The sequence below is a fragment of the Cryptocyanus atlanticus LEGE 06306 genome, assembly GCF_056633155.1.
Map to the genome: position 1 here is coordinate 1 of NZ_JBSJOZ010000016.1, position 23,216 is coordinate 23,216.

Below are 23,216 nucleotides of genomic sequence, written 5' to 3' on the forward strand. Positions count from 1 at the left end.
GAGCAGCTGCCGGAGGTGCAGCGCAGCGTGCTGAAGATGCGCTACGGCATCGACGTCGAGGAGCCGATGAGCCTGACCGGGATCGGGCGGATCCTGGGGATGAGCCGGGACCGCATCCGCAACCTGGAGCGCGACGGCCTGGCCAGCCTGCGGCGCCTCAGTGAGTCCGTCGAGGATTACGTGGCCAGCTGAGACCGGCACCGATGCAGTGTGTCCAGCGGTCCCGTGTCCCGGTCCGGCGGTGAGGGGTCCCGGCCCCAACCCGGTGGAGGTCAGGACCCAGGCGATCCCCGCTCTCCGCCGCGATCTGCTGGCCTGGTCGTCCCTCCATGGGCGTCGGGGCATCCCCTGGGCCTCTCGCCCTGACGGATCCGGTCCGGCTCCGGCGGAGGCATTGGATCCTTTCCCCGTCTGGGTCGCCGAGGTGATGCTCCAGCAGACCCAGCTCCGGGTGGTGCTGCCCTACTGGAACCGCTGGATGCAGGCGTTTCCCCGCCTCGAAGCCCTGGCGGATGCGCGGGAGCAGGAAGTGCTGCTGCTCTGGCAGGGGCTGGGCTATTACTCCCGGGCCCGACGGCTGCTGGAGGGCGCCCGGTTGCTGCGGGTCGAGGCTGCAGCCGATCCCTGGCCCCGCAGCCTGGAGGGGTGGATGGCCTTGCCGGGCATCGGCCGCAGCACGGCGGCCAGCATTCTCGCCACGGCGTTCGATCTGCCCCATCCGATCCTCGACGGCAACGTGAAGCGGGTGCTGGCCCGTCTGATCGCCTGCCCCCAGCCTCCGGGCCGCGCCCTCCAACAGTTCTGGCAGCTCAGTGAAGCGCTGCTCGATCCATGCCGCCCCCGGGCGTTCAACCAGGCCCTGATGGATCTGGGGGCCACCGTCTGCACTCCGCGCCAGCCCCGCTGCGGGGTCTGCCCCTGGTCACCGCACTGCGCTGCCTACGCTTCCGGCGATCCTGGCGCCTACCCCGTGAAAGAGGCCACCAAGCCCCCGCCGTTGCAGGTGATCGGTGTGGGGGTGGTGCTCGATGGCTCCTCCCGGGTGCTGATCGATCAGCGCCTGGAGGGGGGGCTGCTGGGGGGGCTGTGGGAGTTCCCGGGGGGCAAGCAGGAGCCCGGGGAGCCGATTACGGCCACCATCGCCCGGGAACTGCGAGAGGAACTGGCCATCGAGGTGGAGGTGGGCGAGGAGTTGCTCCGCCTCGAGCACGCGTACAGCCACAAGCGTCTGCGCTTCATCGTCCATCTCTGTCGCTGGCGATCGGGCCAGCCCCGGCCGCTGGCCAGCCAGCGGGTGCGCTGGGTGGATCCCGAGGCCCTCGATGCCTACCCCTTCCCCGCCGCCAACGCCCGCATCATCGCGGCGCTGCGGGAGCGGCTTGGCCGTCCGCTCGGCCCAGGCCATGGTGGGAGGAGTCGGTCCGCGCCCTGAATGCCTGCCACGTCTCCGTGGGTGCTGTGTTTCGGTGAAGCCCTCATCGACCGGCTCGGTCCCCCCGGCGGTGACCCCGCCATCGACCAGCCGATCGAGGACCACCTCGGGGGAGCTCCGACCAACGTGGCCTGTGCCCTGGCCCGGCTCGGCACCCCTTCGGCCCTGCTCGGCCGGCTCGGGGAGGATGCCATCGGCGCCGCCTTCACCGCCCTCCTTCGCCGGCGGGGGGTGGACACCAGCGCCCTGCAGCGCGATCCGCGGCGGCCCAGCCGCACCGTGCTGGTCCGCCGGGATGCCGGAGGCGATCGCAGCTTCGGCGGCTTCGCCGGCGAGGCCGGGGAAGGCTTCGCCGATCAGGCGATCGAGGCCGACGTCCTGGCGCCGGCCCTGACGCCGCTGCTGGAGGAGGCCCGCTGGCTGCTGGCGGGCACCCTGCCCCTGGCCAGCCCCGCGTCCGCCGCCGCCCTGTGGCGGACGGTGGACGCCGCCAGCGCCCGGGGCGTTCCGCTGGCGCTGGATGTGAACTGGCGGCCCACCTTCTGGAACCTGACACCGGAGGCGGCGCTGGAGCGGATCCGGCCGTTGCTGGGCCGGGCGGCCCTGCTCAAGCTCGCCGCCGAGGAGGCCGACTGGATCGCCGGCTGCAGGGATCCCGCGGCGATCAGCCGGTCCCTGCCCCAGGGACCCGCCGTGGTGGTCACCGACGGGGGCGGGCTGTGCTCCTGGTGGCTGGGGGGCCAGGGCGGCAGCCGGGCGGCCTTCCCTGTGACGGTGGTGGACAGCACCGGGGCCGGTGACGCCTTCCTGGCCGGATTGCTGCACCGGCTCTGCCGGGAGCCCGAGCTGCTCCAGAACGCCTCCCCGCAGCGGGTGGAGGCGGCCCTGGCCTATGCCAGCGCCTGTGGCGCGCTGGTGTGCCAGGGCGCTGGCGCGATCGATCCCCAGCCTGAGGATGCCCGGGTTCTGACCTTCCTGAGCAGGGCCGGCGAGCCCGCTCAGGGCTCGGGCCGCTGAAGCAGGGCGAGCCGGCCGGTGCCGGCGGGGAGCAGCTCCAGCCTCCAGGCGGGAGCCGGCGGGACACGGAGGCGGCAGGGCCATTCCACCGCCAGCACCGCGCCGAGCGCTGCGGCCTCTTCCTCCTCCTGGGCGAACAGCTCATCGGCGGACGGCGCCTGGTCCAGTCGGTAGAGATCCAGGTGGACCAGATGGGTGGGGCGTCCGCCTCGCCGCCCGCTGTAGTGCTGGGCCAGGGCGAAGGTGGGGCTGGTGATCGGCTCCCCGATCCCGAGGCCCCGGGCCAGACCCTGGACCAGGCAGGTCTTGCCGGCCCCCAGATCCCCCGACAGCAGCAAGAGCTGGCCCCCCCGGACCTGCATCAGCCCCGCCAGCTCCTCACCCAGCCGCCGGGTCGCCTCAGCGTCGGCCAGCACATGGCGACTGAGCTGGTCCGGCGCTTCGCGTCCACCCCCGTTCATCCTGCCCCTGTAGATTGCCTTTAAGCGAGCCCGAAGCCTCGGCGTCTCCGCAGATATTTCCGACCCCATTCAACCCATCGTCACTCCCTGAAGGGAGTTTCCTTCCCATGGTGGCTGCGCCCCCCTCCGTTGTTTCCGCTCGCTCCGACGCGCCCGAGCTGACGAACCCTTCCTATGTGATTGCCGATCGCTCCCTGGCCGACTGGGGGCGCAAGGAGATGGCCATCGCTGAAACCGAGATGCCCGGCCTGATGGAGCTGCGGCGCCGCCATGGCGCCGAGCAGCCGCTCAGGGGAGCCCGCATCGCCGGCAGCCTCCACATGACCATCCAGACCGCCGTTCTGATCGAAACGCTGGTGGCTCTGGGCGCCGAGGTCCGCTGGGCGTCCTGCAATATCTTCTCCACCCAGGATCACGCCGCCGCCGCCATCGCCGCCGCCGGCGTGCCGGTGTTCGCCTTCAAGGGCGAGAGCCTCGATGAGTACTGGGCCTTCACCCACCGCATCCTGGAGTGGGGCGACGGTGGCACTCCCAACATGATTCTCGACGATGGTGGCGACGCCACCGGGCTCGTGGTGCTGGGCACCCGGGCTGAACGGGATCCTTCGGTGCTTGATCATCCCTCCAACGAGGAAGAGACGGCCCTGTTCCGCTCGATCCGAGCCAAGCTCGCCAGCGATCCCGGCTTCTACTCCCGCATTCATGGCTCCATCCAGGGGGTCACCGAGGAAACCACCACGGGTGTGGCACGGCTCTATCAGATGCAGAAGGCTGGAGAGCTGCCCTTCCCGGCCATTAACGTCAACGATTCGGTCACCAAGGCGAAGTTCGACAATCTCTACGGCTGCCGCGAATCCCTGGTGGACGGCATCAAGCGTGCCACCGATGTGATGGTGGCCGGCAAGGTGGCCCTGGTGATGGGCTATGGGGATGTCGGCAAGGGCTCGGCCCAGTCGCTGAGAGGCCTCGGTGCCACGGTGATGATCGCCGAGATCGATCCGATCTGCGCTCTGCAGGCCGCCATGGAGGGCTACCGGGTGGTGCGCCTCGACGACGTGGTGGCCGATGTGGACATCTTCGTGACCGCCACCGGCAACTTCCGGGTGATCCGCCATGAGCACCTGCTCGCCATGAAGGATCAGGCGATCGTCTGCAACATCGGCCACTTTGACAACGAGATCGATGTGGCGTCGCTGAAGGCGTACCCCTGGGAACCGATCAAGCCCCAGGTGGATCACATCACGCTTCCCAGCGGCCACCGCATCATCCTTCTGGCGGAAGGGCGGCTGGTGAACCTGGGCTGTGGCACCGGCCACCCCAGCTTCGTGATGAGCAACTCCTTCACCAACCAGGTGCTGGCCCAGATCGAGCTGTTCACCAAGGGCCACCAGTACGGCAAACAGGTGCATGTGCTGCCCAAGCACCTCGACGAGATGGTCGCGCGCCTCCACCTCGGCAGGATCGGCGCCCGGCTCACCGAACTGACCGCCGAGCAGGCCGCCTACATCGCCGTGCCGGTGGAGGGTCCCTACAAGCCCGATCACTACCGTTACTGAGCCCGGGTTCAGGGCTCGAGCCGACCCCCAGGCCGATGGCTGAGGCACTCGGTCCAGTGGCGGCTCCGGGACGACAGCCCCAGACCGCCGTCCGGCGTGGAAGACTTGCCCCGTCAGGGATCGATCGGGATGGCCATTGAACTGGTGCAACAGCTGCCCGAGATGATCGGAGCCGCTGTGGAGTCCAATCCGGTGGCCGGCTACGGGGCGATCTTCGCGGCGATGTTCCTCGAGAACCTGTTCCCGCCGATCCCATCCGAACTGATCATGCCGCTGGGCGGCTTCTTCGTGCATCAGGGCAAGCTGTCCCTGGTGCCGGTAGTGCTGGCCGGTCTGCTTGGCACCGTGCTCGGTGCCCTGCCCTGGTACGGGGTCGGGCGCCTGGTGAACGAGGAACGCATCGAGCACTGGCTGGAGCGCCATGGCCGGTGGATCGGCATCCGCCCCCAGGAGTTGCACCGCAGCCGTGAGTGGTTCAGCCGCCATGGCACTGCCCTGGTGTTCTGGGGTCGGCTGGTGCCTGGCATCCGCACCCTGATCTCGGTGCCTGCCGGCATCGAGATGATGCCGATGGTTCCCTTCCTGATCTGGACGACCGCCGGCAGCCTGATCTGGACCCTGCTGCTCACCGTGGCCGGTCTGCTCCTGGGGGAGGGCTACAACAGCGTGGAGCTCTGGATCGATCCGGTGGCCCGGGTGATCAAGGTGCTGCTGGTGGTGGTCGTGCTGGGCTTCGGACTCTGGCTGGCCCTGCGCGTCTGGAAGCAACGGCAGAGCAGCCACTGACAGGGGCAACCCCTGAACGGAGCCCGCTCAGGCCGGGAGCCCGCTCAAGCGGGTCCCGCTGCGGTTCAGAACGGCACCTCCTCGCTGCTGGGCTCACCGCCGCCATAGGCGCCGCCGCCGAAGCCGCCCTCTCCACCGCCGTCGCCGTAGCCGCTCTGCTCGGCATCCCGCTTGGAGCCCAGCAGTTCCAGGCGGTCGACCCGGACCACCGGCTTGGTGCGTTCCTCGCCGGAGTTGCGATCGGTCCAGCGATCCAGTTTGAAGGAGCCGATGATGCCCAGCAAGGAACCCTTGCGGACGTAATCGGCCGCGACCTGGGCCTGCTTGCCCCAGATCTCGAGATTGAACCAGTCGGGTTCGTCGTCCCGGCTGCGGCGGTTCACCGCCAGGGTCAGGTTGGCGACCATGGTGCCGGATTCGAAGTAGCGCACTTCGGGGTCACGGCCGGCACGGCCGACGAGGGTCACGGAATTCACACCCATCTGGGTTCTCCTCTGGTTGGGTTCGGGGTTGGTTGGAGCCATGTTGCGCCACCGGTTCGCGGCGCTTCTCCCTGGAGGTTCCACCCTCTGACCCGGCTGTATCAGCTCCCGGTCCGGTGACGCCTCGGGGCCGGCCAGGTGGCCCCACCTATGATTCGCGCCGCTCCGTGGCTGTCCTGTGTTTTTCCGACGTTTCCAGCTCTCCCGTGACATCGGCATCGATCTGGGAACGGCCAACACCCTGATGTATGTGTCCGGTAAGGGGATCGTGCTGCAGGAACCCTCCGTGGTGGCCCTGGATCTCGAGAAAGGTGTGCCCCTGGCGGTGGGGGACGAGGCCAAGCTGATGCTCGGCCGAACCCCCGGCAACATCCGGGCCGTGCGTCCCTTGCGTGATGGCGTGATCGCGGATTTCGATGCCGCCGAGATGATGATCAAGTCCTTCATCCAGAAGGGCAATGAAGGTCGGGGCATCGTGGCTCCCCGCCTGGTGATCGGCATCCCCAGCGGGGTCACCGGCGTGGAGCGCCGGGCCGTGCGTGAGGCCGGCCTGGCGGGCGCGAGGGAAGTGCATCTGATTGATGAGCCGGTGGCGGCGGCCATCGGGGCCGGCCTGCCGGTCACCGATCCGGTGGGCACCATGATCGTCGACATCGGCGGCGGCACCACCGAGGTGGCGGTGCTCAGCCTCGGTGGCACTGTGCTGAGCGAGTCGGTGCGGGTGGCCGGCGACGAGATCAGCGAGGCGATCGGTGTCTATCTGAAGAAGGTGCACAACCTGGTGGTGGGGGAGCGCACCGCCGAGGACATCAAGATCCGGATCGGTTCGGCCTTCCCCGACGACCTCCACGACGAATCGTCCATGGACGTGCGGGGGCTGCACCTGCTCTCCGGCCTGCCCCGCACCATCAACGTGCGCGCCGGCGACATCCGCGAGGCCATGGCTGAACCGCTCAACGTGATCGTGGAAGCCGTCAAGCGCACCCTGGAGCGCACTCCCCCCGAGCTGGCGGCCGACATCGTCGACCGCGGCATCATGCTTGCCGGAGGCGGGGCGCTGGTGCGGGGGATCAGCGAACTGATCAGCCATGAAACCGGCATCCTCACCCACGTGGCCCAGGATCCACTGCTCTGCGTGGTGAACGGCTGCGGTCAGGTCCTGGAGGATTACAAACGTCTGGAGCGGGTGCTCGACACGCCGGACTTCTCCCGCATGACCTCCTGAGCCGATGCCGTTCGGACGCCTCTCCCGCGTCCCGGGGCTGCGGCTGGTCAGCCAGTCGTGGCCCTGGGCGCTGCTGCTGCTGGTCCTGGTGGGTGTCCGGCTCAGCAAGGGGGCGGTGCTCACCGATGCCTACGCCCTGCTGAGCCGACCCTTCTGGCCGGGCACCGCCCAGCGGGAATGGCTGGAGTCGGCAGACCGGCTGGACCGGCAGTCACGGCTGACCCAGCTGGAGCTGGACAACCGGCGTCTGCGCACCCTGCTGGATCTGCAGCGGACCAGCCCGGACCAGGTGACGGCCCCGGTGATCTCGCGGGAGCCGGGGGGCTGGTGGCAGCAGCTCGAGCTGGGAGCGGGACGGCTGCAGGGGATCCGGAGCGGGGATGCGGTGGTGGCTCCAGGCGGGTTGATCGGCCGGGTCTCCAGCGTCACGCCCACCACGGCCCGGGTGGCCCTGCTCACCGACACCTCCAGCCGGGTGGGGGTCTGGGTGGGACGCACCCAGCGCCACGGACTGCTCACCGGCACGGGCAGCAGCCGCCCTGAACTGCGCTTCCTGGAGCAGGACCCCCAGGTGCGCCCGGGCGATGTGGTGGTTACCTCTCCGGCCAGCACCCTGGTCCCCCCGGGTCTCAGCGTGGGGGTGATCCAGTCGGTTGACGGCAAAGCCGTTCCCGCCACGGTTGCGGTCGTGCAGCTCAGCGCGCCGGTGGGCTCGGTCGACTGGGTTCAGGTGCTGACCACGCGGCCGGCCGGATCCTGAGCGATGGGGAGTCTGCATCGCCACCCCTGGTTCGTGGCCAGTGCCCTGCTGGTCCCGCTGCTGGGGCTGGCGGCCCCGCCGTTCCTGCGGATCGCCGGGGTGTCCCCCAGCTGGGCGGTGCTCTGGTTGCTGCCCTGGGCCCTGGTGGACGGCCCCCTCTCCGGAGCCGTGGCCGGGCTGGCCCTAGGCCTGCTCCTCGATGGCCTGACCCTCGGCGGCGCCAGCCAGGTGCCGGCCCTCGTCCTGCTGGGCTGGTGGTGGGGCCGGCTGGCCCGGCGGGGTCCGCCAATCGAGCGCAGCTTCAGCCTCGGACTGCTGGCCCTGATCGGCACGGCCGTGCTGGGGGCAAGTCTGTTGCTGCAGCGTCTGGGAACCACCCTGTTCTCCGCGCTGCCCTCCGCCATCAGCCTGCACACCCTGCTGGCCCAGACCCTGCTGACCGGCCTGCTGGCACCGATGATCTGTTCGCTGCTGCTGCTGCTCTGGCGCCAGCGCGGCTCCACAGCGAGGGGCTGATCCGATGACCCGGCACTCCGATGCCCCATCGCCGCGCCGCCGTCCGGCGGGCGGGGCGGGGCCGCGCCTGAGCCGCCGGACCCTGTTGGGGGGCGCCGCGGCGGCGGCGGCGTTGCTGGCGGGGTGCGTGCCGCCCCGCTCGAAGCGGGAGCTGCAGGTCTGGACCCTGGAGCTGGCGCCCAAGTTCAACGAGTACATGGGCGGGGTGATCGCCGCCTGGGAACGGCGCAACCCGGGCGTCTCCGTGCGCTGGACCGACATCCCCTGGGGCTCGGTGGAGCGCAAGCTGCTGGCGGCGGTCTTCGCGCGCACGGCGCCGGATGTGGTCAACCTCAACCCGCTGTTCGCGGCCAATCTGGCCAGCAAGGGGGGACTGCTCGACCTCGATCCGCTGCTGCCCGCCGGGGCGGCGGACACCTATCTCCCGCTGATCTGGGAGGCCAGCCGCCTGAGCGGGCCCAAGGGCCAGATCGCGATCCCCTGGTACCTCACGGCCCGGATCACCCTGGCCAATGGCGAACTGATCCGCCAGGCCGGCCTCCTGGCGCCCCCCCGCCGCTGGGAGGAGGTGCCGGCGTTCGCGGAAACGGTGAAGCGCCGCACCGGTCGCTATGCCCTGTTTGTGACCGTGGTTCCGGATGATTCCGCCGAGCTGCTGGAGTCCATGGTCCAGATGGGGGTAACCCTCCAGGACGGGCGCCAGCGGGCCGCCTTCAACAGCCCGGCCGGCCGCCGGGCCTTCGCCTTCTGGACCGATCTCTACCGCCGGGGCCTGCTGCCACGGGAGGTGGTGAGCCAGGGCTACCGACGCGCCGTGGAGCTTTACCAGAGCGGTGAACTGGCCTTGCTCGCCAGCGGAGCCGAGTTCCTGCGCAGCATCCGCACTAACGCCCCCGGCATCGCCGCCGCCACCCGTCCCCATCCCCCGCTCACCGGCGCTGACGGGGCCGCCAACGTGGCGGTGATGAACCTGGCCGTCCCGCGCCAGAGCGCCATGCCCAAGGAAGCGGTGAGCTTTGCGCTCTTCCTCACCGATGCCGCCAACCAGACACGCTTTGCCGAGCAGGCCCGGGTGCTGCCCTCGGCCCGGCTGTCCCTGGGAGAGCTCGAGACCCGGCTGCGGCGGCCGGAGTCGGACGACCCCCAGGACGCCCTGGTGCAGCAGGCCCGGCTCCTGTCGCTGGAAACCCTCTCCCGGGCACGCGTGCTCGTTCCGGCCAGCCCAGGGGTGAAACGCCTGCAGGCGATCCTCTATCGCCAGCTGCAGCGGGCCATGCTCGGCCAGATCGAGAGCGATCAGGCCCTGGCGGCCGCCGAGCAGGACTGGAACCGTTATGCCGAGGCCCGCTGGCCCTGAGTCACCGGGGGGGCGTGATGGAAGCCGAGGGGCGGAACAAATGATTAAGTCTTGGCCGAATCCCCAGACGGGACCTGGGTGTTGGCCGCGATGGGTTCGGCCTGAGGGGTAGGGTTGCGTTTCTTCATGAGAGCGGATCCGATGCCCATGGACGAGCAGCCCCGGCCAAGTCAGGGCGATGCTTCCCAGGATCGGTCCGTTGACCCTCTGCCCACGCTCCTCGTCGTTGACGATGAAGCGGCCGTCCGGCGTGTTCTGGTGATGCGCCTCCAGCTGGCGGGCTACCGGGTCATCTGCGCCGAGGACGGTGAAGAGGCTCTGACCCTGTTCCACCGGGAGCAGCCCGACCTGGTCGTGCTCGACGTGATGATGCCCAAGCTCGACGGTTTCGCGGTCTGCCGGCGCCTGCGGGCCGAGTCCTGCGTTCCGATCATCTTTCTTTCAGCCCTCGATGCCATCGCCGAGCGTGTGGCGGGGCTGGATCTCGGCGCCGATGATTACCTGCCCAAACCCTTCAGTCCCAAGGAACTGGAGGCCCGGATCGCCACGATCCTCCGGCGGGTGGGTCGGGGCTCCGCCAGCGCGGAACCGCGGGATGTGCCCGTCGGCCAGGGGGTGATGCGGGTCGGGGATCTGGTGGTGGACACCAACCGACGCCAGGTCACCCGGGAGGGTGAACGCATCGGCCTCACCTACACCGAGTTCAGCCTGCTCGAGCTGCTCTTCCGCGATCCGGGCCGGGTGGTGCCCCGCGCCGAGATCCTCGAGCAGCTCTGGGGTTACCCGCCGCGCCGCGCCGCCGATCTGCGCGTTGTGGATGTCTATGTGGCCCGGCTGCGGGGGAAGCTCGAGCCCGATCCGCGCAATCCCGAGCTGATCCTCACGGTCCGCGGCACCGGCTATGCCTCCCAGCGGCTCGCCGAAGCGGTGGGTGTCGCCTCGGCCTGAGGCCCGGACGGGCGAACCGGCTTGCTGACCCCCGCTCCTGCAGGATGGGGCGTTCCGCCCCCAGGCCCACCGTGTCGGAGACCCGTGCCAACCGCCTGGAGCAGGCCCGCCTGGACAAGGCCGAGGCCCTCAGGGAGCTGGGTCAGGGTCCCTACGCGCTGCGCTTCGATCCCACCCACCGCACCGACGCCCTCCAGCGCGACCACGCCGACCTGCCCAGCGGCGCCGAGCGCGATGAGTTCGTGGCGGTGGCCGGCCGGGTGATGACCAGGCGGGTGATGGGCAAGCTGGCCTTCTTCACCCTGGTGGACACCACCGGCTCGATCCAGCTCTACCTCGACAAGGCCACCTTGGCAGCCGCCAACCCCGACCGGCCCGAGGCCTTCGCTCAGCTGACCACCCTCGTCGATGCGGGCGACTGGATCGGCGTCCACGGCAGCCTGCGGCGCACCGATCGGGGCGAGCTCTCGGTCAAGGTGACCGACTGGTGCATGCTGACTAAGGCGCTCCAGCCCCTGCCCGACAAGTGGCACGGCCTGGCCGACGTGGAGAAGCGCTACCGCCAGCGGTACCTGGATCTGGTGGTTTCCCCCGGCACCCGGGAAACCTTCCGCCGCCGGGCCCGGCTGGTGAGCGGCATCCGCCGCTGGCTGGATGAGCGGGGTTTCCTCGAGATCGAGACCCCGGTGCTCACGGCCGAGGCGGGCGGTGCCGATGCCCGGCCCTTCACCACCCACCACAACGCCCTCGATCTGCCCCTCTATCTGAGGATTGCCACCGAGCTCCACCTCAAACGGCTGGTGGTGGGGGGCTTCGAGCGGGTCTACGAGCTGGGCCGGATCTTTCGCAACGAGGGGGTGAGCACCCGCCACAACCCAGAATTCACGATGGTGGAGATCTACCAGGCCTTTGCCGATTACACCGACATGATGGCGCTCACCGAGCAACTGATCGCCGCGGTCAGCCGGGAGGTGTGCGGGAGCACCACCCTCAGCTACCAGGGGCAGGCCGTGGACCTGACCCCCCCCTGGCGGAGGGCCACGATGCATGAGCTGGTGGAAGCGGCCACCGGTCTCGACTTCCACAGCTTCGCCGACCGGGGGGCCGCGGTGACGGCGATGGCTGGGGCGGGCCTGGAGGTGCCGGCGACGGCCGACAGCGTCGGGCGCCTGCTGAACGAAGCCTTCGAGCAGGCGGTGGAGGCGACCCTGATCCAACCCACCTTCGTGCTGGATTACCCGGTGGAGATCTCGCCGCTCGCCCGCGCCCACCGGAGCAAACCGGGGCTGGTGGAGCGCTTCGAGCTGTTCATCGCCGGCCGCGAAACGGCGAACGCCTTCAGCGAACTGATCGATCCCCTCGACCAGCGACGCCGTCTGGAGGCCCAGCAGGAGCGCCGGGCCGCCGGCGACCTGGAGGCCCAGGGCGTGGATGAGGACTTCATCCACGCCCTCGAGGTGGGCATGCCCCCCACCGGTGGCCTGGGCATCGGCATCGACCGGCTGGCCATGCTGCTCACGGACAGCCCCAGCATCCGCGATGTGATCGCGTTCCCCTTGCTCCGGCCTGAATCAGGGCTGGCGGGGGGTGGTGCCGGCGCAGTGGGATAATGGTGTTCCGTTGACCCTGTCCCCGAGCCCATGAGCGGTGAGCGCGTCGGTTTCCGCTTCAAACACGCGGATGCGGTGGTCAAGCGCAATCCCCAGGGTCGATCCCGTCGCGGCTGGGTGATGGAGCCGGTGGAGCAGACCACCAGTCGCGGTACCAAGATGCCCGCCTATCGAATCCGCTGGCGCGATAGTGAACGGCCCGAGATCGTGCTGCAGCACATGCTGATCGCCGATCCCGATCCCACTCCGCCGCCGGAGGGAGTGAGCCTGGTTCCCCCCGTGCCGAAGAAGTAGGGGAGCCGGAGCTGCCCGACCGTTCAGCTCCATCCCTTCAACCGGTAGACCAGCAGCCCCAGGTGCTCCTTGATCGCCAGGGTGCTCAGCAGCAGGGAGCCCGCGTCGGGCAGCAGCGCGAGCAGCACCGAACCCGGCGTCGGCGTTCCCAGGCTGCCCCGTGCCGGCAGGAGATAGTCGGTGGCCACCGGCACCACCGTCAGGCTGGTGCCCCGGCGCATGGTGGCCAGTGCCCGGGGCATGTGCAGGGCGCTGGTCACCAGCAACACGGAGCGCCAACCCCGTTCCCCGCCGAGCCTGGCCAGGTCCCGGGCCTCTTCGGCGGTGGTGCGGGCCCGCTCGCTGAGCAGGATGCGCTCCGCCGGCACGCCCAGTTCCAGGGCCAGCCGGCGGGCGCTCCGGGCCTCGGGCGGGGCTGGGTCCTGGCCGGTGAAACTGACGGTGCCACCGCTGAGCAGCAGCAGCGGGGCCCGCTCCGCCCGCAGCAGCCGCAGGCCGGTGAGCAGCCGGTCTCCGGCTTCATTCACCTCGACCCCGGTTCGGGGGGGGAGAGCGGCCCGCAGGCCTCCCCCCAGCACGACGATCGCGTCCCCCTCGGGAAGCACCGCCGGGGTGAGGGCGGCGCTGCGCTCCTCCAGGCCCCAGACGAGTTCCTGGGCGGTCAGGGGCAGGGAGCACAGCCAGAGCAGGGCCAGACCGCCGCCCCCCAGCCAGGCGGACCCGCGCCGCCCTCGTCCCAGGCCGGCCCCCAGCACCAGCAGCAGACCCAGGCCGAGGGGATAGAGCAGCTGGGGCAACAGTTTGGAGAGCAGAAACCCCATCCCCGCCGTCTCCCCTCAGGTCCCGGGGCCGGAGGGGCCGCGACGGCGCAGTTGCTCGAGCTCCTGCCGGGTTTCGAAGGCGTCCCAGGCTGCCTCCAGGTCGTCGGTCCCGGCCGGGGTGCGCTCCGCCGCCGGCGGGGTGGCGCTGACGCTGGAGCGCTTGTGCCGCTGCTGCAGCGCGGCCAGTTCCTGCTCGACCCGGTGCACTTCCACGCCCAGCTCGCTCAGGGCCTGCCAGCGATCGCGGCCATGGCCCATCAGCTGACCCAGATGGCCCTCGGCCCGGCGGGCCAGCTCTGCGGCACCGGCCGCCCTGGCCCGTCGCACCCGCTCCTGCCATTGGGTGATCTCCCCGGCCAGCTCCAGCAGGGACTGGCGCAGCTGCTCCGCCTGCTGTTGAAGCTGGGACAGGAGCCGTCGCAGGCGCCGGTCCCGCTCCAGCATCTCCTCCCGCTCCAGCAGCTCCTGCTGCTCGGGATGGCTGCCCAGAAACGCCTCGAGCTGCTGCTCCAGCTGGGCCTCGAGGGTCTCGAACCAGTGGTCGCTCATCGCCGTCCCACGCTGGCGTTCACTCCGGAGCCCGGGTGATCAGGGGAGCTTCGATCTCCTCCTCCAGGGGCGTGATCGCCGCCTCCCGCGAGCGCAGCAGCAGCTGGGTGAGCCGGGCGACGGCCCCCTCGCCCAGATCCTCACGGCTGATCTGGTCGAACGCCTCGCGGTAGAGCCCCTCGAGCCGGGCGATCAGGCCCTCGCGGACCTGGCGCATCGCCTGGCGCTGTTCCTCCCTGCTCATGAACCCGCCTCGGTGCACTCCGCAAGTCTGCCTGCGGGAGTGGGTGCCGGGCCAGGCCCGGTGGCGGCCGCCGGCTCGAGCAGATGCAGGCTGAACTCCCCGGCGGGATCACTCCAGCGACAGCGGGCCCGCCAGCCCGCCGCCGCGGCCAGGGCCTCCAAGGCTGCGGGGCCGTACTTGTAGCTGTATTCGGTGATCAGCGCTTCGCCGGCCGCGAACCGCCAGCGGCGGCCGGCGAGGGTCACCTCCTGGTCGATGCGGCTCCGCAGCGCCATGGCGATCCGGCTCCGCTCCGGTTCCCAGCGGGCCTCGTAGCGGAAGCACCCGGGCGCGAAGCTGCCGGCCAGATCGCGGTTGAGGCGCACCAGCAGGTTGTGGGCGAAGGCTGAGGAGAGGCCAGCCCGATCGTCGTAGGCCGCCTCCAGCCGTGCCGCTGTCCGCGGCTGGTCGATGCCGATCAGCAGCCGGCCGTCCGCGCCCAGCAGCCGGACGAACTGACGGAGCAGGGCGATCGCTTCGGCGGGCTCGAAATTGCCCAGGGAACTCCCCGGATAGAAGCCCAGCCGCCGCTGGTCCCGCAGCAGCGGATGGGGGGGGAGCTCCTCCAGCTGGCTGTAGTCACAGCAGATGCCCAGCACGGGCACGGCCGGATGGCGGTGCTGCAGGGCGCGGCAGGCCCGCTCCAGATGGTCGGCGCTGATGTCCAGCGCCACGTAGGCGGGGGGAGCAAGGGCCTCCAGCAACGGTGAGACCTTGCGGGCGCTGCCGGCCCCGAATTCGATCAGAACCCCGGGTCCCAGGGCGGCCGCCATCGCCTGGGCCTCCTGCCGCAGCAGGGCGGTCTCGGTGCGCGTCAGGCTGTACTCGGGCTGCTCGCAGATGGCATCGAACAGACGTGACCCCTCGGCGTCGTAGAGGAACCAGGCCGGCAACTGGCGGGGCCGGCGGCTGAGACCCTCGATCACCAGCCGCTCCATGTCGGCCGGAGCGGGGTGCAGATCCATCACGGTGACGGGCGCGGTGGCGGTGGTCCGGCGGGTCATCGGCGATCGCCGGCGAGCCGGATCCCGCTGGCCATCCAGCGGGCCCCTGGCGGAAAGAAGTTCCGATAGGTGGCCCGGCTGTGGCCCGGAGGGGTCAGTCGGCTGCCGCCCCGCAGCACCATCTGGGAACTCATGAATTTTCCGTTGTACTCGCCCACCGCGCCCGCGGCTGGCCGGTAGCCGGGGTAGGGGCGATAGGGACTGGAGGTCCACTGCCACAGGACACCGTCCACTTCGTCGAGCTGGGATCCAGGGGCCACCACGGCCGCTTCCCATTCGGCCTCCAGCGGCAGCCGCGCCCCGGCCCAGCGGGCGTAGGCGTCAGCCTCGAACCAGCTGACGTGACGCACCGGCGCCTCCGGCTGCAGCGGCCGGCGGCCCGCCAGGCTGAACTCCCAGGCCCAGCCGCTGGCCGCTCCGCTCCCCCGCCAGTAGCGCGGGGCCTGCCAGCCCTGCTGCTGGCAGTGGGCCCAGCCCTCGCTCATCCAGAGTTCGGGCCGTCGGTAGCCCCCATCGGCCACAAAGGCGCCGTACTCGTGGTTGCGCACCAGGCGGCTGGCGATCGCGTAGGGCTCCAGCCAGTGGCGATGGCGGGGGGCCTCGTTGTCGAAATGAAAGCCCCCGGCGGCGGCTCCGTCACGATCGCCGGGGGGGCCGGGCCGAGCACCGGGGTGACCGATCTCCACCAGGCCGTCGGGCCCCTCCAGCCAGCGCAGCGGCGGCGGAGCTCCGGCCGCACCGGCGGCATGGCCGGCGGCGACGGGACAGGACGGCTCCAGCGGATTGCGGCTGAAGCCATCGAGCAGATCCATCAGCAGCAGCTCCTGATGCTGCTGCTCGTGCTGCAGCCCCAGTTCGATCAGGTCCAGCAGCGGTGCCGCCGGGGAAGCCGATGGCCGGTTCAGCCGTTCGAACAGCGCCTCGAGTGCGGTGTCCACCCGGTGCCGCCAGGCCAGCACCTCGCGGATCGGAGGGCGGCTCAGCAGCCCCCGCTCGGGTCGGGGATGGCGCTGGCCGACGGCGTCGTAATAGGAGTTGAACAGGTAGCCCCAGCGGCTGTCGGCCGGTTCGTAGCCCGGGAGGTGGGGCCGGAGCACAAAGGTTTCGAAGAACCAGGTGGTGTGGCCCAGGTGCCATTTGGGCGGACTGGCGTCGGCCATGCCCTGCAGGCAGAGATCCTCCGCTTCGAGGCCGGCGACCAGGTCTTCGCTGCGTAGACGGGTGGCCCCCAGCCGCTCCAGCAGTGCCGCGCTCGGAGCTGCGGATGGCATGGTCGGAGCGGATCGCTGGGGCGAGCCTAGGGGGGAGCGATGGCTGCGGCTGACGCACCTACGATCGGCGGCACCTCCTTCCACCGCGCAAGGCCGGCTTCATGGGCAGCAGCCAGGCATGGATCACCCAGGGCAGGATCGGCCGGGCCGGGATCACCGAGGGATTCGTCGGAGCCGTCGGGGGCACTCCGCTGATCCGCCTCAAAGCCCTCAGCGACCTCACCGGCTGCGAGATCCTGGGCAAGGCGGAATTCATGAATCCCGGGGGCTCCGTCAAGGACCGCGCCGCCCTCGGGATCCTGCTGGAGGCCGAGCAGTCCGGGGCTCTCGAGCCCGGCGGCACCGTGGTGGAGGGAACGGCGGGCAACACCGGCATCGGCCTCACCCATCTCTGCAATGCCCGCGGCTACACCGCCCTGATCGTCATCCCCGACACCCAGTCAGCCGAGAAGATCGGTCTGCTGCGCAGCCTCGGGGCCGAGGTGCGCACGGTGCCGGCGGTGCCCTACCGGGACCCGGCCAACTACGTGAAGCTCTCCGGTCGCATCGCTGCGGAAACCCCTGGCGCCATCTGGGCCAATCAGTTCGACAACCTGGCCAACCGCCGCGCCCACTACGCCAGCACCGGCCCCGAGATCTGGGAGCAGACCGGCGGCCGCATCGATGCCTGGGTGTCGGCCACTGGCACCGGCGGCACCTACGCCGGTGTGGCCCTGTTCCTGAAGGAGCGCTCCGAAGCCGTCCGATGCGTTCTGGCCGACCCCCACGGCAGCGCCCTCTACGGCTGGGCCACCGGGGGTGAGCTGAGGGCCGAGGGCCGTTCGATCACCGAAGGGATCGGCAACAGCCGGGTCACCGCCAACCTGGAGGGGGCGCCCATCGACGACGCGGTGCGCATCGATGACCAGAGCGCCCTCGACACGATCTACCGGCTGCTGTGGGACGAGGGGCTGTTCATGGGCGGCTCGGTGGGGATCAACGTGGCGGCGGCGGTGGAAACGGCCCGCCGACTCGGCCCCGGCCACACGATCGTGACCGTGCTGTGCGACAGCGGCGACCGCTATCGCTCCCGCCTCTATGACGCCGACTGGCTGGTCTCCCGGGGCCTTCACCAGCCCGGCGGCGGTGGCGACCCCCTGCCCTCCTGATGGACGCGCACCCTCTTGCGGCGCCGGGTCAGCTGATCGCTGAGCGCTACCGGCTCGAGCTGGAGGTGAGCCGTGGCACCCAGGGCAGCCTCTGGCGTGCCAGCGACCAGCTGGCCGGGGAGGCCCCGATGGCGCTCCGGCGGATCGGGGCCGACCAGGACCCCGACCGCTGGAGGAGCCTGTGGAGTCGGCTGCGGGGGGTCCTCCATCCCCAGGTCCCGCGATTCGGTGAGGCCATCACCGGGGGCGAGACCCTCTGGCTGGTGCGGGAATGGCAGGGGGGACCCAGCTTCCAGGATCTGCTGACGGCCCGGCGGGGGCGTCAGCTGGTGTTCGGGGCTGGCGAGGTGCTGTTGCTGCTGCGCCAGCTCCTGCCGGTGCTGGCCGTGCTGCATGGTCAGGATCTGGTGCACGGGGATCTGACCCCGGCCAATCTGCTGCGCCGGGATCGCGACGGCCTGCCGGTGCTGCTCGATTTCGGCCTCACCCGGGAGGTCACGGGGGACGGGTCCGCCCTGGGGGCCACCCCGGGCTATGCCGCCCCAGGCCTGGGGCGCGGCGATCCGCCCCAGCCCTGGATGGACCTCTATTCCCTGGGGGTGGTGGCGCTGGTGCTGCTGAGCGGTGAGGAACCGGCCGCCCTGCTGGATCCGGTGACCCTGGCCTGGCGCTGGCCCGCGGGGCTCAGCCTGGATCCACCCTTCCGGGCCGCCCTCGACCGCCTGCTCACCCCCGATCCTGATCGGCGTTTCACCTCCGCCGCCCAGGCCCTGTCAGCCTTCCAGCAGTTGCCGATGCCCGAGAGCACCGGCCCCGTCGCCCGGTCCGATCGCACCGTGGTGCTGGTTCCCCCCGCGGCGGCGCCCCCGCCGCAGGCCGGTGAGATGGCCGAGACCCCCAGGGCCTCCGCTCCCGAGCCTGCCGCCCCTCCCCAGCCGCCCCCCCCTCCGGCGCCGGTGTCTGCGCCGTCGCCCCCCCTGGCGCCGGTGCCTTCCCCGCCCCAGCGCACCCGTCAGCAGCAAAAGGAGGAGGCGGTGGAGGGTCGCCTCTGGCCGGTGATGCTGGCCCTGGTGCTCTCGGCCGTGGTGGGCATCAGCCTGGGCTGGTGGCTGCTCGGCCGGGGCCAGGCGCCCGGACGGGACACCGCCAGCGAGACCCCCACCCAGCTGCCGCCCAGCCTGCCGCCGGCGGAGGTGGATCAGCGCCAGCAGCTGCTCAATCGCCTGCGGGCCCTGCAGATCGATCGTGGCTGGTTCCTCCAGCTCGTGGATGCCAATCTGCTGGCCCAGTACCCGGAGCGGGGCCAGCGGCTGCCCACCGACGCACTCGAGGATGCCCCGTTCCGCAAGATCTGGAACGAGCTGGCCGAGGAATGGCTTGCCCGGGTCGAGCAACTGCCGATGGCGATCCGCCGCAAGCTCGGCAACTACACCGCCTCCGACTGGGAGGCCCAGGAACGGCGGCTGGCCGACCAGGGGCTGAGCCCCCCGGTTCTGCGTCAGCTGGTCTCCGGCAATGCCCAGGACCTGCTGCCGGGCCGCTCCAGCCAGAGCATTCCCGCCGAGCCCTTCCGTCAGCTCTGGTACGCCGCCGCCGAACAGAGTCTCCAGAACCTGCGCATCGAATCGATCCAGGCGGCACCGGGGCAGGCGCGGGTGCTCACTGCCCAGCTGGAGGCCAACGGGGCGCGCCTCTTTCCGATCCGGGTACCCAGTGGTCACCAGCTGGTGCTGGGCGTGAACGGCTCTCCCCTGATGCAGATGAGCGTCTATGACGCGAGCGGCAAGCTGCTGGAGCCGAAGGGGCCCTTGCGGGTGCTCAGCCTCGGGGCAGTGCCCGGCTCCCAGGTGCAGCTTCTGATCAGCAACGACGGAGTCGCCCCGGCCCTGATCACCCTTTCGCTGCGGGCCGATCCGCCCCCTCCCCGGCCGGAGATGCCGCTGGACACCCCCGACGATCCGCCTCCTTCCAGACCCGTGGTGCCCCGAGTGGTCCCCGCACCCTCCGAAGTCACGCCGCCGCCCTCTCCCCAGCCCCCGGCGGCTCCCCCCACCCCGCCGCCGGTTCCGGATCAGGCCCCGCCCACCTGAACGGGGCTCCACAATGCAATCCCCTCCGTCCTGGTCCCGTCGTTGACCGGCGCTCCCATCGCCATCGCCCTCCTCTCCGGCGGGCTGGATTCGGCCACGGCCGCCGCCCTGGCCCTCGAGGCCGGTTTCGCGGTGATCGGCCTGTCGCTCGACTACGGCCAGCGTCACCGCAGGGAACTGGAGGCGGCCGCCGCCCTGGCCCACCACCTGGGCCTGATCGAGCACCACACCCTGACGGTCGACCTGGCCGCCTGGGGGGGCTCCGCCCTGACCGACCGCACCGCCCGCCTGCCCGGCGATGGGGTGGTGGAGGGGGTGATCCCCAGCACCTACGTGCCGGGGCGCAACACGGTCTTCATCGCCCTGGCCCTCAGCCTGGCCGAGGCGAAGGGGGCGGAGCGACTGGTGCTCGGGGTCAACGCGGTGGACTACTCGGGCTATCCCGATTGCCGCCCCGATTATCTGGAGGCCTGGCAATGCCTGGCGGCCCTGGCCAGCAAAGCCGGTCGTGAGGGCCGCGCTCCCCTCCTCTGGGCGCCGCTGCTGGCCTCCAGCAAGACTGCGATCGTGCGGGAGGCCCTGCGGCTGGGGCTGCCGGTGGCCCGCACCTGGAGCTGTTACGCCGGTGAGGCCGAACCCTGCGGTCGCTGCGACAGCTGTCGCATCCGCGACGCCGCCCTGCAGGAGGCGGGCCGGCCCGACCTGGCCAGCCCCTGGGCCCGCGCCCAGCCCCTGGGCCCGGCGGCGGGATGACTCCGGAGCGGCAGCGACGGCCGCTGGCCTGGCGTGATCCCTGGACCCTGGTGGGGCATCTGGCGGACTGGGCCGGACAGGATGGGCTGATCTGGCTGGATGGGGACGGCAGTCGGCTGGGCCGCCTGGCCACCCTGGCCGTGGCGCCACTCGACCAGGTGGCCTGCCATGGCCTGCCCGGCGAGGCCGGCGCGGCGGATCCCTTCGAGGCCCTCGAGCGGATCCGCCGCCGGGGGGGGGACTGGCTGGGCTGGCTGGGGTACGAGGCGGGCGCCTGGGTGGAGCCGGCGGCCCACTGGCGCAGCCCCGGCCTGGCCACCCTCTGGGCGGCCCGCTATGACCCGCTGCTGCGCTTTGATCTTGGTGAGCGCCGGCTCTGGCTGGAGGGCCGCGACCAGCCCCGACTCTCTGCGATGGCCGACGCGATCGAGGCGTGTCCGGCCGCCCACGCCCAGGGCGCCCCCCAGCCCGTCAGCCGGGCCGGCCTCCCCCCCCGTTGCGCGTCGATTCCCGCCACGGCCTGGCGCTGGCACACCGATCCGGACTGTTTCGCCGACCAGGTGGAGCGGATCCGCTCACGGATCGCCTCCGGCGACCTCTTCCAGGCCAATCTCACCGCCTGCTGCGAGACGCTCCTGGCCGAGTGCCCCGATCCCCTGGCCCTGTACGGCCGCCTGCGGGCCCGCTGCCCGGCCCCCTTTGCCGGCCTGGCCGTCGCCGGCGGCGGCGAGCGGGGGCAGGCGGTGCTCTCGGCTTCACCGGAGCGCTTCCTGCGGCTCGATCCGACCGGTCGCCTCCAGACCCGGCCGATCAAGGGCACCCGTCCTCGCCACGGCAATCCCGCCGCGGACGCCGACTCCGCGGCCGAGCTGATCACCAGCGCCAAGGACCGGGCGGAAAATGTGATGATCGTTGATCTGTTGCGCAACGACCTCGGTCGGGTCTGCCTGCCGGGCTCGATCCAGGTGCCCCAGCTGGTCGGGCTGGAGAGCTATGCCCAGGTCCATCACCTCACCTCGGTGGTGGAGGGCCAGCTGAGGCCCGGTCGCACCGTGGTCGATCTGCTGCGGGCCTGCTGGCCGGGGGGCTCGATCAGCGGGGCCCCCAAACTGCGGGCCTGCCAGCGCCTCGGCGAGCTGGAGCCGGTGGCGCGGGGTCCCTACTGCGGCTCCCTGTTCCAGCTCACCGAGGACGGCGGCTTCGACAGCAGCATCCTCATCCGCACGCTGGTGCTGGAGGGCCACCGGCTCAGGGTCCACGCCGGCTGCGGCATCGTTGCTGATTCCGATCCCGCCGGTGAAGCCGAGGAACTGGGCTGGAAGCTCCAGCCCTTGCTCGATGCCCTGAGCTGAATGGATCGCCCCCCGGCCCCCACCCCCGCCATCCCCCCGGCTGCCGCCGCGATCGCCTGGATCGATGGCACCGCCGGCGGGCGCTGGGGGTCGCCAGCGACGCTCTGCCTTCCCCTCGATGACCGGGGCCTGTCCCTGGCCGACGGACTGTTCGAGACCGTGCTGGTGGAGGGGGGGCGGCCGGTGCTGCTGGAGCGGCACCTCGAGCGCTGGTCCGCCGCTGCCGCCCTCCTGGGGATGCCCAAACCTCCCCCCCTGGATCGGATCAGAGCCCTGGCCGGGGAGGCCGTCGCCCGCAGTGGTCTTGATGGCGGCGCCCTGCGGCTGAACTGGAGTCGGGGGGGAGGGGGCCGAGGTCTCGATCCGCCCCCCCCGGGCGAGGGCAAAGCCGATCCGGCCGGGGGCGCTCGCCTCTGGCTGCAGTACAGCCCCTGCCGGCCCCAGTTCGATCCCGTTCGGCTGATCGTCAGTCCCACCGAACGGCGCGATGCCGCCAGCCTGCTCAGCCGCTGCAAGACCTTCGCCTATGGATCGGCGGTGCAGGCCCGCCGCCAGGCCGCCGCCGCCTCCTCCGACGACGCCCTGCTCCCCAGCACGGCGGGGGGGCTCAGCTGTGCCACCACGGCCAACCTGCTGGTGCGCCGCGACGGCCACTGGTGGACGCCGCCCCTGACCAGCGGCTGTCTGCCGGGGGTGATGCGCGGGCGGGCCCTGGACCTGGGTGTGGCGCTGGAGGCACCCTGGCCGCTGGAGGTGGAGTCGCTGCAAGGGGAAGGCCTGCTGTTGAACAGCCTGGGTTGCCGCCCGATCCGCAGCCTGGCGGGGCGCCCCCTGCCGCTCTGGCCGGATCCGGAGCGATTCTGGCGGGGACTGTTCCAGGACCCCGCCTGATCGATCTCGCCTGGGCGATGCCTGGCATAACGTCACTCCACATGGGAGGAGGTGGACACGTGGACGGCAGGTGGGATGGGCCGGAACGGCGCTGGGGCTGGTGGCGGCTGTCGGGTGTGCTGCTGGGTTCCCTCCTGGCCCTGTCGGCCTGCGGGGGCCGCCGCGAAGTGGCGGTTCAGGACGCCGCCCTGGGGGACCCCCTGGTGGAGGTGGACGGGGTGAGGGTGGCGCTGGCCAAGACTTTCCAGCCCGGCGTCTCCAATGGGCTCTACAAGGGTGCCGTCCGGGTCAGCGGTCGGGGGCAGATGGGCGAGGGAACCCTCTATGCCCTCAATGCCGTCTGCAGCCTGGAGGACAGCCCTGGCTGGCCCCCCTACGACAATCTGTTTGGCTATCCGATCGCTGCCGTCTCGGAGGCGGAGCCGTTGTCAGCCCAGCAACGATGGCAGATTCTTTATCATTTTGATGGCCGGATCGAGTCCAAAGGTGAGCTGAAGCCCCAGCCCTGGATGGCCCGTCTCAAAGACAATCTCTGCCGCCGGGGCGACTTCAACGACAGCACCGCCCGCCCCGCCCCGAGGGTCTGATCAGGCCGGCCGCTGGCGGAACT

At 71.1% G+C, this 23,216-nt stretch carries 25 protein-coding genes; 18 read left to right on the plus strand and 7 right to left on the minus strand.

The genetic code is table 11. From position 1 onward, the window contains the following. The 3 genes from ACWJI7_RS12855 to ACWJI7_RS12865 all read left to right on the plus strand — a co-directional run. Positions 1-192 (plus strand): sigma factor-like helix-turn-helix DNA-binding protein (locus ACWJI7_RS12855; RefSeq protein ID WP_479938433.1); only part of this gene is annotated, 192 nt, incomplete at its 5' end. 73 nt (positions 193-265) lie between these two features. After that, positions 266-1,432 (plus strand): 8-oxo-dGTP diphosphatase MutT, encoded by a 1,167-nt coding sequence (gene mutT, locus ACWJI7_RS12860; RefSeq protein ID WP_479938434.1) that lies wholly within the window; start codon positions 266-268, stop codon positions 1,430-1,432. Beyond that, the gene (locus ACWJI7_RS12865; protein WP_479938435.1) at positions 1,433-2,449 is read left to right on the plus strand and encodes a carbohydrate kinase family protein; all 1,017 of its coding nucleotides are present in this window, start codon (positions 1,433-1,435) and stop codon (positions 2,447-2,449) included. On the opposite strand, the gene tsaE is transcribed toward ACWJI7_RS12865, so the two are convergent. Then, positions 2,431-2,910, minus strand: a complete 480-nt coding sequence (tsaE, locus tag ACWJI7_RS12870) for a tRNA (adenosine(37)-N6)-threonylcarbamoyltransferase complex ATPase subunit type 1 TsaE (protein WP_479938436.1) — start codon at positions 2,908-2,910, stop codon at positions 2,431-2,433. The two genes, ACWJI7_RS12865 and tsaE, sit on opposite strands and share 19 nt — an antisense overlap. A 107-nt stretch (positions 2,911-3,017) precedes the next feature. On the opposite strand from tsaE, the gene ahcY reads away from it, so the two are divergent. Then, positions 3,018-4,466, plus strand: coding sequence for an adenosylhomocysteinase (gene ahcY / locus ACWJI7_RS12875; RefSeq protein ID WP_479938437.1), 1,449 nt, complete (start codon positions 3,018-3,020; stop codon positions 4,464-4,466). Between the two features lie 129 nt (positions 4,467-4,595). Beyond that, positions 4,596-5,252 (plus strand): DedA family protein, encoded by a 657-nt coding sequence (locus ACWJI7_RS12880; RefSeq protein ID WP_479938438.1) that lies wholly within the window; start codon positions 4,596-4,598, stop codon positions 5,250-5,252. Positions 5,253-5,317: 65 nt separating this feature from the next. Here the strand turns inward: ACWJI7_RS12880 and ACWJI7_RS12885 are convergent, their stop codons facing one another. Then, the gene (locus tag ACWJI7_RS12885) at positions 5,318-5,734 is read right to left on the minus strand and encodes a single-stranded DNA-binding protein (RefSeq protein ID WP_479938440.1); all 417 of its coding nucleotides are present in this window, start codon (positions 5,732-5,734) and stop codon (positions 5,318-5,320) included. A gap of 178 nt (positions 5,735-5,912) precedes the next feature. On the opposite strand from ACWJI7_RS12885, the gene ACWJI7_RS12890 reads away from it, so the two are divergent. The 7 genes from ACWJI7_RS12890 (at position 5,913) to ACWJI7_RS12920 (ending at position 12,444) form a co-directional block, all read left to right on the plus strand. Beyond that, on the plus strand, positions 5,913-6,959 hold the full coding sequence (locus ACWJI7_RS12890; protein ID WP_479938442.1) for a rod shape-determining protein: 1,047 nt from the start codon (positions 5,913-5,915) through the stop codon (positions 6,957-6,959). 4 nt (positions 6,960-6,963) lie between these two features. Then, complete coding sequence (gene mreC / locus ACWJI7_RS12895) at positions 6,964-7,719, plus strand: rod shape-determining protein MreC (protein WP_479938444.1); 756 nt, start codon at positions 6,964-6,966, stop codon at positions 7,717-7,719. A 3-nt stretch (positions 7,720-7,722) separates the two neighbouring features. Further along, on the plus strand, positions 7,723-8,235 hold the full coding sequence (locus tag ACWJI7_RS12900) for a rod shape-determining protein MreD (RefSeq protein ID WP_479938445.1): 513 nt from the start codon (positions 7,723-7,725) through the stop codon (positions 8,233-8,235). Positions 8,236-8,239: 4 nt separating this feature from the next. Then, complete coding sequence (locus tag ACWJI7_RS12905; protein WP_479938447.1) at positions 8,240-9,592, plus strand: extracellular solute-binding protein; 1,353 nt, start codon at positions 8,240-8,242, stop codon at positions 9,590-9,592. A gap of 141 nt (positions 9,593-9,733) precedes the next feature. Then, positions 9,734-10,540, plus strand: a complete 807-nt coding sequence (gene rpaB, locus ACWJI7_RS12910) for a response regulator transcription factor RpaB (RefSeq protein ID WP_479938449.1) — start codon at positions 9,734-9,736, stop codon at positions 10,538-10,540. 44 nt (positions 10,541-10,584) lie between these two features. Continuing rightward, the gene (gene lysS, locus ACWJI7_RS12915; protein ID WP_479938451.1) at positions 10,585-12,150 is read left to right on the plus strand and encodes a lysine--tRNA ligase; all 1,566 of its coding nucleotides are present in this window, start codon (positions 10,585-10,587) and stop codon (positions 12,148-12,150) included. Between the two features lie 30 nt (positions 12,151-12,180). Then, positions 12,181-12,444: a hypothetical protein gene (locus ACWJI7_RS12920; RefSeq protein ID WP_254939156.1), complete on the plus strand. Its 264-nt coding sequence runs from the start codon at positions 12,181-12,183 to the stop codon at positions 12,442-12,444. A 23-nt stretch (positions 12,445-12,467) separates the two neighbouring features. On the opposite strand, the gene ACWJI7_RS12925 is transcribed toward ACWJI7_RS12920, so the two are convergent. From ACWJI7_RS12925 to egtB, 5 genes are read right to left on the minus strand one after another with little or no spacing between them, the layout of a single operon-like run. After that, entirely contained in the window at positions 12,468-13,265 is a 798-nt protein-coding gene (locus ACWJI7_RS12925) for a YdcF family protein (protein WP_479938453.1), read from the minus strand. Positions 13,266-13,280: 15 nt separating this feature from the next. Continuing rightward, positions 13,281-13,814, minus strand: a complete 534-nt coding sequence (locus tag ACWJI7_RS12930) for a hercynine metabolism protein (RefSeq protein WP_479938455.1) — start codon at positions 13,812-13,814, stop codon at positions 13,281-13,283. Between the two features lie 19 nt (positions 13,815-13,833). Further along, the gene (locus ACWJI7_RS12935; RefSeq protein WP_479938457.1) at positions 13,834-14,058 is read right to left on the minus strand and encodes a hercynine metabolism small protein; all 225 of its coding nucleotides are present in this window, start codon (positions 14,056-14,058) and stop codon (positions 13,834-13,836) included. Next, entirely contained in the window at positions 14,055-15,101 is a 1,047-nt protein-coding gene (gene egtD, locus ACWJI7_RS12940; protein ID WP_479938459.1) for an L-histidine N(alpha)-methyltransferase, read from the minus strand. Before egtD ends, ACWJI7_RS12935 begins: the two co-directional genes overlap by 4 nt. Next, entirely contained in the window at positions 15,098-16,372 is a 1,275-nt protein-coding gene (egtB, locus tag ACWJI7_RS12945) for an ergothioneine biosynthesis protein EgtB (RefSeq protein WP_479938461.1), read from the minus strand. The genes egtD and egtB overlap by 4 nt, the downstream gene beginning before the upstream one ends. 101 nt (positions 16,373-16,473) lie before the next feature. On the opposite strand from egtB, the gene ACWJI7_RS12950 reads away from it, so the two are divergent. From ACWJI7_RS12950 to ACWJI7_RS12975, 6 genes are read left to right on the plus strand one after another with little or no spacing between them, the layout of a single operon-like run. Next, complete coding sequence (locus tag ACWJI7_RS12950; protein WP_479938463.1) at positions 16,474-17,520, plus strand: cysteine synthase A; 1,047 nt, start codon at positions 16,474-16,476, stop codon at positions 17,518-17,520. Beyond that, a complete protein-coding gene (locus ACWJI7_RS12955) occupies positions 17,520-19,610 on the plus strand; it encodes a serine/threonine protein kinase (protein WP_479938465.1) in 2,091 nt (696 codons plus the stop codon). The genes ACWJI7_RS12950 and ACWJI7_RS12955 overlap by 1 nt, the downstream gene beginning before the upstream one ends. A 42-nt stretch (positions 19,611-19,652) precedes the next feature. Further along, positions 19,653-20,363, plus strand: a complete 711-nt coding sequence (gene queC / locus ACWJI7_RS12960) for a 7-cyano-7-deazaguanine synthase QueC (RefSeq protein WP_479938467.1) — start codon at positions 19,653-19,655, stop codon at positions 20,361-20,363. Continuing rightward, complete coding sequence (locus ACWJI7_RS12965; protein WP_479938469.1) at positions 20,360-21,715, plus strand: anthranilate synthase component I family protein; 1,356 nt, start codon at positions 20,360-20,362, stop codon at positions 21,713-21,715. The genes queC and ACWJI7_RS12965 overlap by 4 nt, the downstream gene beginning before the upstream one ends. Next, a complete protein-coding gene (locus ACWJI7_RS12970) occupies positions 21,716-22,606 on the plus strand; it encodes an aminotransferase class IV (protein ID WP_479938471.1) in 891 nt (296 codons plus the stop codon). Positions 22,607-22,665: 59 nt separating this feature from the next. Continuing rightward, a complete protein-coding gene (locus ACWJI7_RS12975) occupies positions 22,666-23,193 on the plus strand; it encodes a hypothetical protein (RefSeq protein ID WP_479938473.1) in 528 nt (175 codons plus the stop codon). The last annotated feature ends 23 nt before the right edge of the window (positions 23,194-23,216 follow it).

Excerpts from the sequence above, each read along its gene's own strand:
- ACWJI7_RS12865 (WP_479938435.1), top strand. The coding sequence starts at position 1,433 with ATGCCTGCCACGTCTCCGTGGGTGCTGTGTTTCGGTGAAGCCCTCATC.
- tsaE (WP_479938436.1), bottom strand. The coding sequence starts at position 2,910 with ATGAACGGGGGTGGACGCGAAGCGCCGGACCAGCTCAGTCGCCATGTG.
- ahcY (WP_479938437.1), top strand. The coding sequence starts at position 3,018 with ATGGTGGCTGCGCCCCCCTCCGTTGTTTCCGCTCGCTCCGACGCGCCC.
- ACWJI7_RS12880 (WP_479938438.1), top strand. The coding sequence starts at position 4,596 with ATGGCCATTGAACTGGTGCAACAGCTGCCCGAGATGATCGGAGCCGCT.
- ACWJI7_RS12885 (WP_479938440.1), bottom strand. The coding sequence starts at position 5,734 with ATGGGTGTGAATTCCGTGACCCTCGTCGGCCGTGCCGGCCGTGACCCC.
- mreC (WP_479938444.1), top strand. The coding sequence starts at position 6,964 with ATGCCGTTCGGACGCCTCTCCCGCGTCCCGGGGCTGCGGCTGGTCAGC.
- ACWJI7_RS12900 (WP_479938445.1), top strand. The coding sequence starts at position 7,723 with ATGGGGAGTCTGCATCGCCACCCCTGGTTCGTGGCCAGTGCCCTGCTG.
- ACWJI7_RS12905 (WP_479938447.1), top strand. The coding sequence starts at position 8,240 with ATGACCCGGCACTCCGATGCCCCATCGCCGCGCCGCCGTCCGGCGGGC.
- rpaB (WP_479938449.1), top strand. The coding sequence starts at position 9,734 with ATGCCCATGGACGAGCAGCCCCGGCCAAGTCAGGGCGATGCTTCCCAG.
- lysS (WP_479938451.1), top strand. The coding sequence starts at position 10,585 with ATGGGGCGTTCCGCCCCCAGGCCCACCGTGTCGGAGACCCGTGCCAAC.
- ACWJI7_RS12920 (WP_254939156.1), top strand. The coding sequence starts at position 12,181 with ATGAGCGGTGAGCGCGTCGGTTTCCGCTTCAAACACGCGGATGCGGTG.
- ACWJI7_RS12925 (WP_479938453.1), bottom strand. The coding sequence starts at position 13,265 with ATGGGGTTTCTGCTCTCCAAACTGTTGCCCCAGCTGCTCTATCCCCTC.
- ACWJI7_RS12930 (WP_479938455.1), bottom strand. The coding sequence starts at position 13,814 with ATGAGCGACCACTGGTTCGAGACCCTCGAGGCCCAGCTGGAGCAGCAG.
- ACWJI7_RS12935 (WP_479938457.1), bottom strand. The coding sequence starts at position 14,058 with ATGAGCAGGGAGGAACAGCGCCAGGCGATGCGCCAGGTCCGCGAGGGC.
- egtD (WP_479938459.1), bottom strand. The coding sequence starts at position 15,101 with ATGACCCGCCGGACCACCGCCACCGCGCCCGTCACCGTGATGGATCTG.
- egtB (WP_479938461.1), bottom strand. The coding sequence starts at position 16,372 with ATGCCATCCGCAGCTCCGAGCGCGGCACTGCTGGAGCGGCTGGGGGCC.
- ACWJI7_RS12950 (WP_479938463.1), top strand. The coding sequence starts at position 16,474 with ATGGGCAGCAGCCAGGCATGGATCACCCAGGGCAGGATCGGCCGGGCC.
- ACWJI7_RS12955 (WP_479938465.1), top strand. The coding sequence starts at position 17,520 with ATGGACGCGCACCCTCTTGCGGCGCCGGGTCAGCTGATCGCTGAGCGC.
- ACWJI7_RS12965 (WP_479938469.1), top strand. The coding sequence starts at position 20,360 with ATGACTCCGGAGCGGCAGCGACGGCCGCTGGCCTGGCGTGATCCCTGG.
- ACWJI7_RS12970 (WP_479938471.1), top strand. The coding sequence starts at position 21,716 with ATGGATCGCCCCCCGGCCCCCACCCCCGCCATCCCCCCGGCTGCCGCC.